Source organism: Rubrobacter taiwanensis, assembly GCF_004337705.1.
In the GTDB taxonomy this organism is placed as follows: Bacteria; Actinomycetota; Rubrobacteria; order Rubrobacterales; family Rubrobacteraceae; genus Rubrobacter_C; species Rubrobacter_C taiwanensis.
Genome location: NZ_SKBU01000006.1, coordinates 235,335 through 251,488, shown reverse-complemented (window position 1 = coordinate 251,488; position 16,154 = coordinate 235,335). Strand labels below are relative to the sequence as shown.

Sequence of the window (16,154 nt, the reverse complement as noted above, 5' to 3'; positions counted from 1 at the left end):
TCGATACGGAAGAGGAGCCCGGGCAAAAAGCCCGGGCTCTCTCCCTTGCTCTACGAGCGCGGTGCGGGTTCTTTCTCCTCGATCTCCTCTTCCCGGATGCCGGTGTTGGCCTGGACGTAGATCTTCTCGTAGGGCGTGTAGAGGGCGCGTGCCTCGTCCCGCTTGCCGCCCAAAAGGGTGCCGATATAGCAGCCGAGGAAGCCGAGCGGGATGGAGACGATGCCCGGGTTCTCCAGGGGATAGATGGCGCTCTCACCCATCACGTTCGGGCTGATGAGCACCAGACCCACGGAGCTTATGAGGCCGGTGAGCATTCCGGTTATCGCTCCGATGGTGTTGAACCGCTTCCAGAAGATCATGAACAGGATCGCCGGCAGGTTCGCGCTCGCCGCCACCGCGAAGGCCAGAGCTACCAGGAACGCCACGTTGAACTCCCGCGCTCCCAGCGCCAGCAGCATGGCGCCTATGGACACGCCGACGGCGGCTATCCGGGCCGCCATGAACTGCTCGCGCTCGCTCGCCTCGCCGCCCTTGATGACGTTGGTGTAGAAGTCGTGGGCGAAAGCGCCTGAGGCTGCGATGACCAGCCCCGCAACTACGGCTACGATGGTCGCAAACGCCACCGCCGTGATGAAGCCGAGGAAGATATCGCCGCCGAGCGCCTGTGCGAGCTGCGGGGCCGCCATGTTGCCGGCCGGGTTCTGCTCTACGATCGCGTCCCGCCCGACAAAAATCGCCGCGCCGTAGCCGAGGATCGGGGTCATCAGGTAGAAGAGCCCGATGATCCAGGTCGCCACGATCACCGAGTTGCGGGCCGCCTTGGCGTCGGGGACGGTGAGGAAGCGGATCAGGATGTGCGGCAGGCCCGCCGTGCCGAGCACCAGCGCAATGTTCAGCGAGATGACGTCCAGCCCGCCGACGAGGTCCAGCTCCGGCGGCATGACCGCCTCCATGCCGTACTGCTCGGTCGCCGCCTCGAACATGGCGAGCGGGTTGAAGTTGAACTGGGCCAGCACACCGACCGAGAGCGCGAAGGTCCCGGCCATGAGCAACACGGCCTTGATGATCTGGATCCAGGTGGTGGCGATCATGCCGCCCGCGACGATGTAGATCGTCATCAGGATGCCGATGCCGATGACCGCAACCGAGTAGGGGATGTCCAGCAGGAGCACCATGATCGCGCCGGCTCCCACCAGCTGGGCCAGCATGTAGAACATGCTGATGGAGATGGTGTTCAGCGCCGCTACCGCACGCACCCGCCGCAAGTTGAAGCGGCTGGTGAGCGCGTCGGCTACCGTGTACTTGCCCAGGTTCCGCAGAGGCTCGGCGACGAGCAGGAGCACCACCAGATAAGCGACCAGGAAGCCGACCGAGAGGTAGAATCCGGAAAAACCGGTCAGCGCGATCGCGCCCGCAATCCCCAGGAACGAGGCCGCCGAGAGGTAGTCGCCCGAGATCGCCAGCCCGTTCTGCCAGCCCTTGATCTGGCCGCCCGCCACATAATGCGTGCTCGCCCCCACGTTGCGGCGCGAGGCCCAGTAGGTGACCAGGAGGGTGAGAGCGATTACTGCAAGAAAGAACGCGAATGCAACGGGATTCACTGGCTCTCAGCTCCTTTCCGGGCGGTCTCCCGCTTTATCCGTTCGACGATGTCATCCCACCTGTTGGCCCGCGAGAGGTACAGGTGGCAGAGAATCCAGGTCATCGCAAACTGCGCGAAAGCATAGATATACGCCAGGCTCAGCACCCCGATGACCTGAACGTCCAGCAGGTCGGTGAACGCCGCCAGAGTCGGTAGCCCGAAGTAGAAAGCCATGAAGAATATGGTCGCCGGAATTATGAAATTGCGCTTGCTACGCATCAGCTCATGGAAAGCCGATGTCTGGGCTGCCCTTTCCCATTGATTGACACTCAAAGCCGGCTCCTTCTTGAAATCGGTGTCGTTATCCCCTCTTGCCTCTCCCGCATTATAGATACGGTAATTCAGATCGGGCAACCCGGCGTTGCATAGAATTCCTTAATCTTATATATCAAAGTTTGTAATGCCTTACCTAAAGGATCTGCGGCTGTGTCGGCGGGGGTCTGTTGCGCCTTCTTCCGGCATGAGCCAGGGGACTGCCTCCGCGGAGGCGGTCCCCGGCCCGGCGGTTGAGCCCGTTACGCTGCCGGCTCTACCCTGACGGCGCAGGCTTTCAGCTCGGCGGTGCCGGACTGCGGGTCGACCGCGTTTATGGTCAGGACATTGGTGGGCACCTCGTCGGGGAACGAGTAGCCCATGAACACCAGTCCGGGGCGTACCCGGTCGGTTACCCGGGCCCTGACTCTGGGCACGGTGCCGCGCCGGGAGCTGACCCGCACGAAGTCTCCGTTCTCGATGCCGAGGGCTTCGGCGTCTTCGGGGGAGATCTCGATCAGCTCCTCGGGATCCTTGACCTTCTTGTAGTCTTGGGTCATCGTGCCCGTATTGTGGAAGGCCAGGCGGCGGCCCGTGGTGAGCTGGAATGGGTATTCGTCGTCCGGCATCTCGACCGGCCCCGCGTGGTCCACCGGGTGGAACGGGGCCCGCTTCTTGACTTCCTCCGCCCACAGCTCGACGTGCAGGAACTTGGTGCCCAGGTCTCGCTTCTCCACCACGTCGGTAGTGAGCGTCGTGCCCTTGCCGGTCTCGGCTCCCTTGGTTCCGGCTGCGAGCTGCTCCTTGGGGGTGTTGTCTGAGATCTCCTCGAAGCTCCCGTCCAGGCAGGGCCACTGGATGCCTCCGTACCTCTCCAGCCGCTCGTAGGTGATGCCGGAGAAGTTGGGGGCGAGCCGGCGCACCTCGTTCCAGACGTCCTCCGCCGTCTCGTAGTTCCAGTTCGCACCCATACGGTTGGCGATGTCCTGCAGAATCCACTCGTCCGGCCGCGCTTCGCCGGGCGGGTCCACAACCCGCCGCACACGCTGCACCCGGCGCTCGCTGTTGATGACCGTACCTTCGGTCTCGGCCCAGCTCGCGGCCGCCGGCAGCACCACGTCGGCCAGCCGGCCCGTCTTGGTGAGGAAGATGTCCTGCACTACCAGGAAGTCCAGGCTCCGGAAGAGCCGCTCGTGCTTATTCTCGTCGGCGTCGGACTGGGCCGGGTTCTCGCCGATGACGTACATGCACCGGATCTCACCGGCCTCCACGGCCTCCATCATCTCGGCCTGATTCTTGCCGACCTTCTCCGGCAGCGGCACACCCCAGACCTCCTCAAAGAGCTCGCGTGCCTCCGGGTCGTCCCACTGCCAGCCGCCGACCATGCGGTTCGGGAGAGCACCCATGTCTCCGCCGCCCTGCACGTTGTTCTGGCCGCGCAGCGGGTTGAGGCCGCTGCCGTACTTGCCGACGTGGCCGGTCAGGAGCCCCAGGTTGATGAGCGCGAAGACCGCGTCTGCGCCGTTGTGGTGCTCGGTGACGCCCAGCGTCCAGTTGAGGATGGCCTTCTCCGCCGTGGCGTACATCCGGGCTACTTCCCGGATGTCCTCGGCCGGGACGCCCGTGATCTTTTCGGCGAGCTCGGGCGTGTAGCCGGCGACCTTCTCCTTGTACGCCTCGAAGTTCTCCGTGGCCCGCTCGATGAACTCCTTGTTGTGCAGGTCTTCGGAGATGATCACGTTCGCCAGCGCGTTGGCGAGCGCTATGTCCGTACCGACGTTGACCGGCAGCCATTTGTAGGCCTTCTTGACCTGGTCTATCTTCCGGGGATCCACGACCACCATCTTCGCGCCGTTCTTTATGCCCCGGCGCATGTGGTTGTAGATGATGGGATGGCACTCCATGGTGTTGGAGCCCCAGCAGATTATGAGGTCGGTGTTCTCGAGCTCCTCGTAGGAAGTGGTCGCCCCACCCGCTCCGAACGTTGCCACCAGACCGGTGACGCTGGCGGCGTGTCAGGCGCGGTTACATGAGTCTATATTGGAGTTGCCAAATACCGTGCGTGCGAACTTTCCGGCCAGGTAGTTCAGCTCGTTGGTCGAGCGCGAGGAGCTGAACATCCCGAAGGCGTCCGGCCCGTATTCCTCCTTTATCTCCGAGAAGCGGCCTGCAACCAGATCCAGAGCCTCGTCCCACGACGCCGGAACCAGCTCTCCTTCCTTGCGGATGAGAGGCTGCGTAAGCCTCTTCTTGCTGTAGAGGTGCCGCCAGCCCTCGCGGCCCTTGATGCACGCCTCCCCCTTGCTCGACGGGTTGTCCTTCTGCCCCGTGACCTTCTGGATCACGCCGTCCTCAACCCTGACGGTCAGGCCGCACCCCACACCGCAGAAGCCGCAGATGGTGTTCACTTCCCGCGTGCCGTTCGTCGTCAAAGCCTCAACCATAGCTCTGCCTCTCCCCTTTGTAGCTAAACTTCTCAATCCCCAATTGTAACCCCAACACACCGGTTTTGCCCGCGGTGGATGCGCACTCCTTCCGGAGTGTTGACGAATCGGCAGACTCCCTATAGCATACGATGCGTAAGAGAGGCTGACGGAGGGGTGGGGATACGGGTGCGCGACTTCTTCTCCAAGGAGAGGATCACAGCTGGGAGCGAGTACAACCGGTGGCTCGTTCCGCCGGCGGCATTGGCGGTGCATCTGTGCATAGGACAGGTCTACGCGTTCAGCGTGTTCAACGAACCGTTGACACGGGTGATAGGGGTTACCGAGTCGGCGCCCGAGGACTGGCGGCTGACCACGGTGGGTTGGATCTTCTCCATATCCATTCTGGTGCTGGGGATCGCGGCAGCGATCGCCGGGAAGTGGCTGGAGCGGGTGGGACCGCGAACCACCATGTTCACGGCGGCCTGCTGTTTTGGCGGCGGGTTCCTGGTCTCAGCGCTCGGAGTGGTGACGCACCAGATCTGGTTGCTGTATCTGGGATATGGAGTGCTGGGCGGCATCGGGCTCGGGCTTGGGTACGTCTCGCCGGTCTCGACCCTGATCCGGTGGTTCCCCGACCGGCGCGGGATGGCCACCGGGCTGGCCATCATGGGCTTCGGGGGCGGAGCTATTATCGGGGCTCCACTCGGTGTGGAGTTGATGGAGTTCTTCTCCTCGGAGACCTCGGTCGGCGTGGCGGAGACGTTCGTGGTCATGGGGACCGTCTACTTCCTGTCCATGAGCCTCGGCGCGTTTACCGTACGCATCCCGCGCGAGGGCTGGCGGCCGGCGGGCTGGAGCCCGCCGGAGGAGAACGGCGAGCAGCAGAGCGCCATGATCACGCGCAACAACGTGCACATAGACACGGCGCTCAGAACGCCGCAGTTCTGGCTGCTGTGGATGATGCTCTGCTTCAACGTCACCGCCGGCATCGGGGTTTTGGGGCAGGCTTCGGTCATGATCCAGGAGACCTTCGGCGGCGCGGTTACGGCTGCTGCGGCCGGCGGGTTCGTGGCTCTGCTGAGCATCTTCAACATGATCGGCCGCATCGTCTGGGCCTCTACCTCGGACTACATCGGGCGCAAGATGACGTACTTCATCTTCTTCGGGCTCGGCGCGCTGCTGTACGTCTCGATCCCCGTGGTCGGCTCCGGGCTGGGAAGCATCTTCCTGTTCGTGCTGGCCTTCGGGGTGATCATGAGCATGTACGGCGGAGGGTTCGCCACCATCCCGGCGTATCTGGCGGACGTGTTCGGCACCAGGTACGTGGGCGGCATCCACGGGCGGTTGCTGACGGCGTGGTCCACCGCGGGCGTCCTGGGACCGGTGCTGGTCAACTATATCCGGGAGTTCCAGATCGAAGCCGGCGTGGCCCCGCAGGATGCCTACAACATCACCATGTTCATCATGGCGGGGCTGCTGGTGATCGGTTTCGTCTGCAACCTGCTGATGCGACCGGTAGACCCGAAGTACCATATGAAGGAGTACGAAGGGCCGGATACGACCGGGAAGGGGTCAGCTTGAGCGCCATGGAGAACCGGGAGAGCGGCGGTAGGCCGTCCGGAGGGAGCTGGATCCTGGTCATCCTGTTCTGGGCTTACGTGATGATCCCGCTCGCCTGGGGAGTCTACCAGACCTTCGACGGGGTAATGGCGTTGTTTGCGGGGTAGGAGCGCTACACCGCCACGCGCTCGAAACCTGCGTAGACGTTGAAGCGGTTACCGCGCAAGAATCCCACCAGCGTCATGCCGAACTCCCGCGCCACATCCACGGCCAGGCTGCTCGGCGCCGAGACCGCACAGACCAGCGGAGCCCCGGCGGCCAGGCACTTCTGCATGATCTCGAAGCTGCTGCGGCCGCTGACCATGACTATGTGCTCTGAGAGCGGGATGCGTCCCTCCAGCAGCGCCCACCCGATGAGCTTGTCGGTGGCGTTGTGGCGGCCCACATCCTCCCGGAGCGCGACGAGCTCGCCGCTCGCGTCGAAGAGGGCCGCGGCATGCAGGCCGCCGGTGGAGTCGAAGAGGGCTTGCGCTTCGCGCAGCTTCTCCGGCAACGAGTAGATGACCTCCGCTGAAACTTCCGGGCCGGGCGGTATCACCGGGCAGCCCCGCAGCTCCAGCTGCTCCAGACTGGCTTTGCCGCACACGCCGCAGGCGCTCGTGGTGTAGAAGTGCCGCTCCAGGGAGCGCAGGTCGTACTCGCGGCCCGGGCGCAGCTCCACGTTCACGATGTTGTACCGCTGCTCGGCGTCTACCTCCGGGTCTACGCAGTAGCTGATCTTGAGTATGTCCTCCCGGCCGGCGACGATGCCCTCGCCGTGGAGGAAGCCGGCGGCCAGCTCGAAGTCCGCGCCGGGCGTACGCATGGTGACGGCGGCGGTATGCCTCGCGTCGCCGACCGCGAGCCGGATCTCCATCGGCTCTTCGGTGGCCAGCACGTCGGAGCGCAGGCGCACATCCCCGTCCCGGACCACCCGCATCCGGGTCTTGACCTTGCTGCCGGGCCTTAGCTTTCCGCCTCTCTTCAGCAACCTCCGCTCCCGGGTCCAGTCGTGAGTTTACCAGCCGATGAGGGATCCGGCACCAGACATATAATCGGGGTGTTGAGACGGAGGCGAGGAGGGAGTGCGGCTTATGACGGATCGCCGGGACGGTGAAGGGGCGACACGGTGCTGCGCCTGATGGGTCTGCCGAGCCTGGAGCTCTGCCCGGAGGCCGCGGTCCGGCGGCGGAAGGATGCCATAGAGATCTACTTCCTCGGCCCCGAGCACCGCACGGGTCTGGAGGTCCCCCTGAAGTACCTCGGCGACGCCGACCCGGAGGCCGCAGAGTACCGGCTGCTCGCCCAGCTGCAAAAGATGGGCTACAGGGTCGGGCGCGTGACGGAGGAGCAGTAGCGCCATTCGCCGGCCGTCGCGGCGCCGAACCTTAGGGACGCCCGGGCGGGCATGAGGGGGGTTCCCGCAGACAGAGGACGGCCGGGGTATGTCACATCCCCCGGCCGTCGGAGAACGGTCCGGCTAGCTGATCATGCCGTGCGGGTCGATGACGAACTTCTTCGCCGCTCCCCGGTCGAACTCCTGATAGCCCTTAGGAGCGTCGTCCAAAGAGATGACCGTGGCGTTCACGGCCTTCGCGATCTGGGCCCTGTCGTGCAGGATCGCCATCATCAGCTCGCGGTTGTACCTCTTGACCGGACACTGCCCCGTGGTGAACGAGTGGCTCTTGGCCCAGCCGAGGCCGATCCGGATCTTCAGCGTGCCCTCACGGGCGTCCGGGTCGGGCGCGCCCGGATCCCCGGTCACGTACAGCCCCGGAATGCCGAGCTTCCCGCCGACGCGCGTTACGGACATTATGTCGTTTAGCACCGTCGCGGGCTGCTCATGGGCCTCCGGACCGTGCCCGCGGGCCTCGAACCCGACGGCATCGACCGCCGCGTCAACGACCGGCTCACCCACGATGTCCGCGATCTGCTCCTCGATGGGCGTATCCAGCGTGATGTCTACGGTCTCACAGCCGAAGCTGCGCGCCTGCTCCAGCCGCTCCGGGATGGCGTCGCCGACTATCACCACGGCAGCCCCGAGAAGCTGCGCCGAGTGCGCAGCCGCCAGCCCCACAGGCCCCGCGCCGGCGACGTACACCGTCGATCCGGTCGTCACACCGGCCGTGTACGCCCCATGGTAACCGGTGGGGAAGATGTCCGAGAGCATGGTGAGATCCCGGATCTTCTCCAGCGCCTGCTCTTTGTCCGGGAACTTCAGGCAGTTGAAGTCCGCGAACGGAACCATGACGTACTCGGCCTGACCGCCGATCCAGCCGCCCATGTCCACATACCCGTACGCCGCACCCGGCCGGGCGGGATTGACGTTCAAACACACCCCGGTCTTGCGCTCCATGCACATCCGGCAGCGCCCACAGGCGATGTTGAACGGCACCGAGACGAGATCCCCCTCCTCCAAGAAGAGCACGTCGCTGCCCTTCTCGATGATCTCGCCCGTGATCTCGTGCCCCAGCGTCTGACCAACCGGAGCCGTCGTACGGCCCCGCACCATGTGCTGGTCCGAACCGCAGATGTTGGTCGAAACGACCTTCAGTATGACGCCGTGCTCAGCCTTCTTCTTGAGCCCAACCCCCTCGGCTACGTCGTCAGGCACCTCGAGCTTGGGAAAGTCGATGGGCTCTACAGCTACCTGACCAGGCCCCTTGTAGACGACGACCCGATTATCCGCCATCGGAAGATCCTCTCCTTCCTCCACTTCTCACCCAATGCCGGAACAACCCCGCCCCCGGCGGAGGACGAACCGCCCCAGCTCCCGCAAGAGAGCCCACGAAACTCACCTCCTCAACACGAACCTTTCCCCAATGTGCTAATGGCTACTACAGAACAGTAACCCATCCCACCCGCTTTTTCAACGACATATGAACGCGCTTCGAACGAATCCCCCAACCTTGACTTCCACCTCCGATATCAATATCCTCACCAAGTCTATTAAATTAATAGGTAAAGTGGTCTATGGTGAGTGGAGGCTGGGTGCTGAGGCTGGCATCTGCGATAGCGTTGTTTATCACGGGGTTCTCTGTGTTTGGGTGTGGTGTGGCGTTGAGCGGCGGGGATAGGGTGTTGCTTCTGGCTGCCTATTCTACGCCGCGCGAGGCTTACGCGGAGGTCATGGACGCCTTTCAGCGAACCGAGTGGGGGCGGGGGGTGGAGTTCGAGATGTCCTATGGGGCTTCGGGCGAGCAGAGCCGGGCGGTAGAGGCCGGGTTACCGGCGGACGTGGTGGGATTTTCGCTGGAGCCGGACATGCGGCGGCTGGTGGAGGCTGGGGTGGTAGCCGAGGACTGGGACGGGAACGAGTACCGGGGGATGGTCACCAACTCGGTGGTGGTTTTGGTGGTACGCCGGGGGAATCCGGAGGGCATCCGGGGGTGGGAGGATCTGATCCGGCCGGGGGTGGATGTGATCACGCCGAGCCCGGCGACCTCTGGCGGGGCGAAGTGGAACGTGCTGGCGGCTTACGGGGCGCAGCTTGCGCGGGGGGGATCTGAGGAGGAGGCAGCGGAGTACGTGCGGCGGCTCTTCGAGAACGTTTCGGTGCAGGACAAGAGTGCGCGGGAGTCGTTGCAGACCTTCGTCGGGGGGAAGGGGGATGTGATGATCGCCTACGAGAGCGAGGCCATCATCGCCCGCGAGATGGGCTACGACGTCGAGTACGTCGTTCCCGAGGCGACCATCCTCATCGAGAACCCCTACGCCGTCACCGAGACGGGGGAGAACCCGGAGAAAGCGCGGGAGTTTCTGGAGTTCCTCTACTCGCCGGAAGCGCAGCGCATCTTCGGGGAGGAGGGCTACCGGCCCGTGGTGCCGGAGATCCGGGCGGAGTTCGACTATCCCGAGCCCGAAAAGCTCTTCACCATCGAGGACTTCGGGGGCTGGGAGGCGGCAGACGAGCGCTTCTTCGACCCGGAGGACGGGATCGTCACGCAGATCCTGCGCGAGGCGGGGGGCGTGCGGTGAGCGGGGGTATGCTGGGTCGCGGGGTTGCGATCACCTACCTGAGCCTGGTGGTGCTCATCCCGCTCGCCGCGGTCGCGTGGGCCTCGGGCGAGGGCGGGCCCGGGGAGTTCTGGTCGGCCGTGACCACTCCGGAGGCTCTCTCGGCTCTGAGGCTCACCTTCGGCGCGGCGCTCGCGGTGGTGGCGATCAACGCCGCGATGGGGACGCTCATAGCGTGGGTGCTGGTGCGCGACTCGTTCCGGGGGCGGGGGCTCGTCAACTCGATCATAGACCTGCCGTTCGCGCTGCCGACGATCGTGGCGAGCCTGACGCTGCTCGTGCTCTACGGGCCGGGCAGCCCGGTCGGGATAGACGTGGCCTACTCGCCGGTTGCGGTGGTCGTCGCCCTGCTCTTCGTGACGCTGCCGTTCGTGGTGAGGGCGGTGCAGCCGGTTCTGATGGAGCTGGACACGGACATGGAGGAGGCTGCGGCCTCGCTCGGGGCCGGGAGGTTCACCATCTTCAGGCGCATCATCCTGCCCAATCTGGCGCCGGCGATCTTCTCCGGGGCGGGGCTCAGCTTCGCACGCTCCATCGGGGAGTTCGGGGCGGTAGTGCTGGTCACGGGGAACATCCCGTTCGAGACTCAGGTGGCCTCGGTGTACATCTTCGGCCGGATCGAGGGTGGAGACATTCCGGCGGCTGCGGCCGTCTCGGTCGTGTTGCTCGCGTTCTCGCTGCTGGCGCTCGTGGGGATGAACGTCCTGCAGGGCAGGTGGTTGCGTCATGAAGGCTAGGCTGGCGCTGAGGTCCGTCGCGCTCGGCTACCTGGGGTTCCTCATAATCCTGCCGGTGGCGACGGTGTTCTGGCTCACCTTCCGGGACGGCCTGGGACCTTTCTGGAGCTCTGTTGCCGAGCCTGCTGCGCTGAACGCGTTCCGGATCACGGTGCTGGCGGCGCTCGTCGCGGTGGTCGCCAACACCGCCTTCGGGATCCTCTGCGCCATCGTGCTCGTGCGGCACGACTTCCCGGGCAAGCGGCTTCTGAGCGCGCTGGTGGACCTGCCGCTCGCGGTCTCGCCCGTGGTGGTGGGGCTGGCCCTGATCCTGGTCTACGGGACCTACGGCTGGTTCGGGAGCCACCTCGCCGAGTACGGGATACGCATCATCTTCTCCCTGCCCGGGATAATCCTGGCGACCGTCTTCGTCTCGCTGCCGTTCGTGGTGCGGGAGGTGGCCCCGGTGCTGCGGGAGATCGGCACCGAGCAGGAGCAGGCCGCCGCCACGCTGGGAGCCTCGTCCTGGCAGACCTTCTGGCGCATTACGCTGCCCTCCATCCGCCCCGGCGTCGCCTACGGCGTCGTGCTCACCACCGCCAAAGCGCTCGGCGAGTTCGGCGCGGTGGCCGTCGTCTCGGGCCGGATCATCGGCCGCACCCAGACCCTGACGCTGCACGTGGAGGACCGCTTCCAGGCGTTCGATATGACCGGAGCGTACGCTGCCTCGGTGGTGCTGGCGCTGCTGGCCCTGGGCACTCTCTTCGCGATGAACCTGCTAAGACCGAAGGAGGAGAAGACGTAGTGGGAATCACCGTTCGCAACGTGTCCAAGAGGTTCGGAGAGTTCGTGGCCCTGGACGAGGTCTCACTGGAGATCCCGAACGGCTCGCTGACGGCCCTGCTGGGACCGAGCGGGAGCGGTAAGTCCACCCTTCTGCGCGTGATCGCGGGCCTTGAGGAGCCGGATGCCGGCGAGGTCGTCATCTCCGGCGAGGACAAGACCCGGACGCCGCCGCAGCGGCGGGGGGTGGGCTTCGTGTTCCAGCACTACGCGGCCTTCAAGCACATGACCGTGTGGGAGAACGTAGCGTTCGGGCTCGAGATCCGCAAGCGTCCGAAGGAACAGATACGCAAGAGAGTGGGCGAGCTGCTGGAGCTGGTGCAGCTCGCAGGGTTTGCGCACCGCTATCCCGCCCAACTCTCCGGCGGCCAGCGCCAGCGCATGGCGCTGGCCCGCGCGCTGGCCATCGAGCCGGAGGTCCTGCTGCTGGACGAACCGTTCGGGGCCCTGGACGCGACGGTGCGCAAGGAGCTCCGGAGCTGGCTGCGGCGGCTGCACGAGGAGATGCCGGTGACCACCGTGCTGGTCACCCACGATCAGGAAGAGGCGATGGAGGTCGCTAACGAGATCGTGGTCATGAACCACGCCCGCGTCGAACAGGTCGGAACGCCGGAGGAGATCTACGAGAGCCCGGCCAGCGAGTTCGTGATGAGCTTCGTCGGCCCGGTGACCCGCATGCGGGACGCCCTCATCCGCCCCCACGATGTGGAGATCCTGCTCGACGGAGACGACTCCACGGTGCCGGCGGCCGTCGACGGCGTGCTGCACCTGGGCTTCGAGGTGCGCGTGCACCTGCGCCTCTCCGGCGGGGAAGATCTCTGGGCCCAGATCCCGCGCCGGACGGCCCGCGAGCTGGACCTGAAACCCGGCGACCGCGTCCACGTCCGCGCATCCCGGAGCCGGACGTTCGCGTGAGAACGCTCTCTTAAGTAGCCGCAGCCCGCCGGTTGACGAGAACCGCGTGGACGAGTGCAGCCAGCCAGACGGCGGCTATGGCGGCGTAGACGAGATCGGCCGCGATACCTTCGATCCCCACCGCGCTCATGAACGTCCGGGCATTGGTGAGCAGGATGATCCCCCCGACTGCCGTGCCCAGGATGCGGGCGGGCAAGACCCGCACGACCCAGGCCGCCACGGGAGCCGCCACCACCCCGCCCGCCAGAAGAGCCCCGACTATGTTCCAGGGAACTTCGGTGAAGCTCAGCGCCAGCAGAAACCCGACACTGGCAGCCGAGGCAACTACAAACTCGCTGGTGTCCACCGTTCCCACGACCTTGCGCGGCTCCATCCTCCCGGAAGAGAGAAGCGTGGGCGTGGAGATCGGACCCCACCCCCCGCCACCCGCAGCGTCCAGGAACCCAGCCCCGAACCCCAGCGGCGCAAGAAACCTCCGTGCGATCGGCTTGACCACAACCGGCCGCTCCCGCCGCCGGAAGGAGAAGCGAACCAGAATGTACGCCCCCAAACAGAAGAGGAAGATCGCCACCAGCGGAGCCGCCGCCTCCGCAGAGACAGAAGTCAGTACCGCCGCCCCAAAGAAAGCACCAATCCCGCCCGGAACCGCCATCCATCCAACCTTCACCCAGTCCACATTGCCAAACTTCCAATGCGAAACCCCCGAGGCAAACGTCGTGCCCACCTCCGCAATGTGTACACTGGCCGAAGCCAGCGCCGGAGTGATCCCCAGAGAAAGTAAGAGCGTCGTGGATGTGACCCCGTAAGCCATCCCCAGCGACCCGTCCACCAACTGGGCGATGAGCCCCATCAGCGCCAGAAGTATGAAGTTCTGCAACCCGAAAAACCCCTTTTCCTAATTTTGCCTATCTAATAACTAGACTTTGTGGACTATATCCATCTGGCTGGCGGGAGTCAAGGGGGGAGGTAAAAAATGTGCCGGGTGGCGGGTCTCAGGTATTGCGGAGGTCGGCGAGTGCGGTGGGTTCGAGGAGTTGTATACGGCCCCGCTCGATTGAGACCAGGCCTCTGCGGCGCAGGCCGAGCATGGCTTCGTTGACCGATTCGCGGGTGCAGCCGATCATGGCTGCCAGTTCTTCGTGGGTGAGGCGCAGTGGGATGCGCTGTTCGGCGTCGCCGAACTTACGGTTCAGCCAGAGCAGCAGGTCGGCGAGGCGGGTCTGGGTGCTACGGGCGAGCAGCCGGGTTGCGCGTTCTTCATATTCGAGGGTCTTGATCTCCTGCAGGGTGGCGATTCGGAGCGCGATCTCCGGCTGCATCTTCGCCGCGCGCTTCAGGAAGATGCCCGGGATCTTGACTATCTCGGTCTCGGTCACGGCTACGGCTCCGTCTGGCAGCAGGGGTTCTCCGGCGGGTGTCATGCGGCCGAAGGCGTCCCACGGACCGAGCAGCTGCAGGTCCAGCTTGCCCCGGGGCAGGTATCTGGCGGCCTTAATCGCGCCCTCCGTGAGGATGTAGAGGGCGTTCGCGCTTCCGTCATCCAGAACGCTCTGGCCGCGCACGTACCGGCGGACGGCGGCCCGCACGCCGGTGTTGGCGAGCAGTCGCAGCAGCTCTTTGCACTCTGCCTCCTGCAGTCGGAGCCGGTTCGTCGGCTGGGCGGTGGTGCGGGGGACTTTGGGCTCGTTTCCTCTGCGCGTCTTGGGGGCCGGACTAATAGTAACTGGGGGCAACCTGATCCACCTCGCTGGGAACGTGCTCGCTCCTTACACTCCCTCAACGTCCAATGCTAGAGCGGGGAGATCAAGGCCGGGTCAAGAGAAGTTCAAGATTGGATCAAGAATCCGCCACCGGCAGTGTGAGCCTGAAGGTCGCTCCTTCGCCCTTGCCCGCGCTCTCGGCCCAGATCGCGCCGCCCATCGCCTCCACCAGCGCCCGGGAGATTGCCAGTCCCACTCCGGAGCCGCCGCCCGCCCGGGAGCGGGACTTCTCGACCCGGTAGAAGCGTTCGAAGAGGTGGGGGAGGTGCTCCCGGGCGATGCCCGCTCCGGTGTCCCGCACGCTCAGCAGCACGCGTCCGGGCTGCCGTTCGGCTTCCACCGTGACTCGGCCGCCCGGCGGGGTGTGGCGCAGGGCGTTGTTCAGCAGGTTAGTGAGCACCTGCACCAGCCGGTCGGGGTCGGCGGAGACCGGCGGGAGGTCGGGGGGGAGGCGGCTCTCCAGCTGCACGCCCTTCTCGGTGAAGAGCGGCTGCATGCTCTCGGTGGCCAGCCGGACGAGGGCGGCCGGCGCAGCCGGCCCGATATTCAGCTCCAGCTGTCCTGCCTCTACCCGGGAGAGTTGCCGCAGGTCGTTCACGAGGCGGCGCATGCGCTCGGTCTCGGAGTAGAGGATGCCCCAGGTCTCCTCGGAGGGTTCGATCACGCCGTCCATCAGGCCCTCCATGTATCCCTGCAGGGTGGAGAGCGGGGTTCCCAGCTCGTGCGAAACGTCGGCGATGAACTCGCGCCGCTGGCGCTCGCCCTCCTCCAGTGCCGCGGCCATGGCGTTGAAGCCCCGGGAGAGCTCGCCCAGTTCGTCCTCTTCGGAGATCGGGACGCGCTCCTCGTAGCGCCCGGCCGAGACCCGGCGGGTGGCCGCCAGCATCCGGTGCACCGGGGTTGTGATTCTGCCGGCCACGAAGAGGCTCGCCACCGCCGCGACCACCACGGCCAGTATGGTCGCCAGCGTCAGGTAGAGGAAGGCCCGGCCGAAGGAGGCCGTCACCAGATCGGCCAGCCCGGCGGCGACGAACGGCTGGCGTTCCAGCAGGGTGGGAACGGCGAATGCCGCGGCCACGAAGGTGAAGGTCACGATCAGGGCCACCAGCAGGTGGGAGAAGAAGAGCTTGGTGCGCAGGCTGTAGGAGGTGAGGCGGCGCAGGGGCATCACTTCCGGGCCATGCGGTAGCCAACTCCGCGCACCGTCTCTATGTAGCGCGGCTCCGCGGGCACTTCCTCGATCTTCTTGCGCAGATTCGCTATGTGCACGTCTACCACGTGGTCGCTGCCGAAGTACCTCTCCCCCCACACACGCTCCAGCAGCCGCGCGCGGCTGAACACGAAGCCCGGGCGCGAGGCCAGCACGCGGAGTAGCTCGAACTCTATCGCCGTCAGCTCCACCGGCTCGCCGCGCACACGCACCTCCCGGGCGCCCGGATCTATCCTGAGCTCACCGAGTTCTATCGGTGGCTCCTCGGGTTCCTGAGACCGTCCGCTGCGCGGCCTCCGGAGCATCGCCCGCACGCGGGCTACCAGCTCTCCCGGTGAGAAGGGCTTGGTCAGGTAGTCGTCGGCCCCGGCGGAGAGGCCGGATATTTTATCCAGCTCCTCCGAGCGCGCCGTGAGCATGATGACGTACGCCTCCGAGAAACCCCGCAGCCGGCGCAGAACCTCCAGCCCGTCCAGCCCCGGGAGCATCCAGTCCAGAACCACCACGTCCGGCTTCAGCTCGCGGGCGGTCTTCAGGGCCGCGTCGCCCTCGTAGGCTGCGTGCACCTCGAAACCCTCGCGTTCCAGATATCCGCGCAGCAGCTCCACCAGGTTCTTCTCGTCCTCGATCAGCAGTACCCGGCTGCTCATACGAGGATATTCTAAAACACCCTTCCGGGCGACCCCGATGATCTCCGGGGGCGGATCCCGGAGCGCCGCATGAATCTCTCCGGAGCCTTGAACCGCACCCGCGCAGGTTAGAAACTGAAAGTCC

The 16,154-nt window shown here is 65.4% G+C and carries 16 protein-coding genes and 1 pseudogene; 7 read left to right on the top strand and 10 right to left on the bottom strand.

Annotated elements, in window-relative coordinates:
• Positions 1–50 precede the first annotated feature (50 nt).
• The 4 genes and pseudogenes from E0L93_RS03480 to E0L93_RS16510 all read right to left on the bottom strand — a co-directional run.
• The gene (locus tag E0L93_RS03480) at positions 51–1,601 is read right to left on the bottom strand and encodes a solute symporter family protein (RefSeq protein ID WP_132688505.1); all 1,551 of its coding nucleotides are present in this window, start codon (positions 1,599–1,601) and stop codon (positions 51–53) included.
• Complete coding sequence (locus tag E0L93_RS03475; RefSeq protein WP_132688503.1) at positions 1,598–1,915, bottom strand: DUF485 domain-containing protein; 318 nt, start codon at positions 1,913–1,915, stop codon at positions 1,598–1,600. The genes E0L93_RS03480 and E0L93_RS03475 overlap by 4 nt, the downstream gene beginning before the upstream one ends.
• 242 nt (positions 1,916–2,157) lie before the next feature.
• Positions 2,158–4,182, bottom strand: a complete 2,025-nt coding sequence (locus tag E0L93_RS16515) for a molybdopterin oxidoreductase family protein (RefSeq protein ID WP_341539375.1) — start codon at positions 4,180–4,182, stop codon at positions 2,158–2,160.
• Positions 4,159–4,338 (bottom strand): annotated as a pseudogene (locus E0L93_RS16510) (hypothetical protein); the annotation flags it as partial. The pseudogene E0L93_RS16510 and the gene E0L93_RS16515, both read right to left, overlap by 24 nt.
• 168 nt (positions 4,339–4,506) lie before the next feature.
• On the opposite strand from E0L93_RS16510, the gene E0L93_RS03465 reads away from it, so the two are divergent.
• On the top strand, positions 4,507–5,901 hold the full coding sequence (locus E0L93_RS03465) for an L-lactate MFS transporter (protein WP_424511417.1): 1,395 nt from the start codon (positions 4,507–4,509) through the stop codon (positions 5,899–5,901).
• Between the two features lie 5 nt (positions 5,902–5,906).
• Positions 5,907–6,047, top strand: coding sequence for an MFS transporter small subunit (locus E0L93_RS03460; RefSeq protein ID WP_132688775.1), 141 nt, complete (start codon positions 5,907–5,909; stop codon positions 6,045–6,047).
• A gap of 5 nt (positions 6,048–6,052) precedes the next feature.
• On the opposite strand, the gene fdhD is transcribed toward E0L93_RS03460, so the two are convergent.
• Positions 6,053–6,859 (bottom strand): formate dehydrogenase accessory sulfurtransferase FdhD, encoded by an 807-nt coding sequence (gene fdhD, locus E0L93_RS03455; RefSeq protein ID WP_132688773.1) that lies wholly within the window; start codon positions 6,857–6,859, stop codon positions 6,053–6,055.
• A gap of 189 nt (positions 6,860–7,048) precedes the next feature.
• Between fdhD and E0L93_RS03450 the strand changes: the two genes are divergently transcribed.
• Positions 7,049–7,276 carry a hypothetical protein gene (locus E0L93_RS03450; protein ID WP_132688495.1) on the top strand — a complete coding sequence of 76 codons (228 nt, stop codon included), beginning with the start codon at positions 7,049–7,051 and terminating at the stop codon, positions 7,274–7,276.
• A 123-nt stretch (positions 7,277–7,399) separates the two neighbouring features.
• On the opposite strand, the gene fdhA is transcribed toward E0L93_RS03450, so the two are convergent.
• The gene (gene fdhA, locus E0L93_RS03445) at positions 7,400–8,611 is read right to left on the bottom strand and encodes a formaldehyde dehydrogenase, glutathione-independent (RefSeq protein ID WP_132688492.1); all 1,212 of its coding nucleotides are present in this window, start codon (positions 8,609–8,611) and stop codon (positions 7,400–7,402) included.
• A gap of 299 nt (positions 8,612–8,910) precedes the next feature.
• Between fdhA and E0L93_RS03440 the strand changes: the two genes are divergently transcribed.
• The 4 genes from E0L93_RS03440 to E0L93_RS03425 are packed head-to-tail and all read left to right on the top strand — an operon-like array spanning position 8,911 to position 12,410.
• A complete protein-coding gene (locus E0L93_RS03440) occupies positions 8,911–9,897 on the top strand; it encodes a sulfate ABC transporter substrate-binding protein (protein ID WP_207890304.1) in 987 nt (328 codons plus the stop codon).
• The gene (cysT, locus tag E0L93_RS03435) at positions 9,894–10,673 is read left to right on the top strand and encodes a sulfate ABC transporter permease subunit CysT (protein WP_207890303.1); all 780 of its coding nucleotides are present in this window, start codon (positions 9,894–9,896) and stop codon (positions 10,671–10,673) included. Before E0L93_RS03440 ends, cysT begins: the two co-directional genes overlap by 4 nt.
• Positions 10,663–11,457 carry a sulfate ABC transporter permease gene (locus E0L93_RS03430; RefSeq protein ID WP_132688486.1) on the top strand — a complete coding sequence of 265 codons (795 nt, stop codon included), beginning with the start codon at positions 10,663–10,665 and terminating at the stop codon, positions 11,455–11,457. Before cysT ends, E0L93_RS03430 begins: the two co-directional genes overlap by 11 nt.
• Positions 11,457–12,410, top strand: a complete 954-nt coding sequence (locus E0L93_RS03425; RefSeq protein ID WP_132688483.1) for a sulfate/molybdate ABC transporter ATP-binding protein — start codon at positions 11,457–11,459, stop codon at positions 12,408–12,410. The genes E0L93_RS03430 and E0L93_RS03425 overlap by 1 nt, the downstream gene beginning before the upstream one ends.
• A 10-nt stretch (positions 12,411–12,420) precedes the next feature.
• Here E0L93_RS03425 and E0L93_RS03420 read toward each other — a convergent pair whose 3' ends face one another.
• The 4 genes from E0L93_RS03420 to E0L93_RS03405 form a co-directional block, all read right to left on the bottom strand.
• Positions 12,421–13,287, bottom strand: coding sequence for a sulfite exporter TauE/SafE family protein (locus tag E0L93_RS03420; RefSeq protein WP_132688480.1), 867 nt, complete (start codon positions 13,285–13,287; stop codon positions 12,421–12,423).
• A gap of 115 nt (positions 13,288–13,402) precedes the next feature.
• Positions 13,403–14,143 carry a Crp/Fnr family transcriptional regulator gene (locus E0L93_RS03415; protein ID WP_132688477.1) on the bottom strand — a complete coding sequence of 247 codons (741 nt, stop codon included), beginning with the start codon at positions 14,141–14,143 and terminating at the stop codon, positions 13,403–13,405.
• A 103-nt stretch (positions 14,144–14,246) separates the two neighbouring features.
• On the bottom strand, positions 14,247–15,338 hold the full coding sequence (locus tag E0L93_RS03410; protein WP_165874139.1) for a sensor histidine kinase: 1,092 nt from the start codon (positions 15,336–15,338) through the stop codon (positions 14,247–14,249).
• Positions 15,338–16,030, bottom strand: a complete 693-nt coding sequence (locus E0L93_RS03405; protein WP_132688471.1) for a response regulator transcription factor — start codon at positions 16,028–16,030, stop codon at positions 15,338–15,340. The genes E0L93_RS03410 and E0L93_RS03405 overlap by 1 nt, the downstream gene beginning before the upstream one ends.
• Positions 16,031–16,154 lie beyond the last annotated feature (124 nt).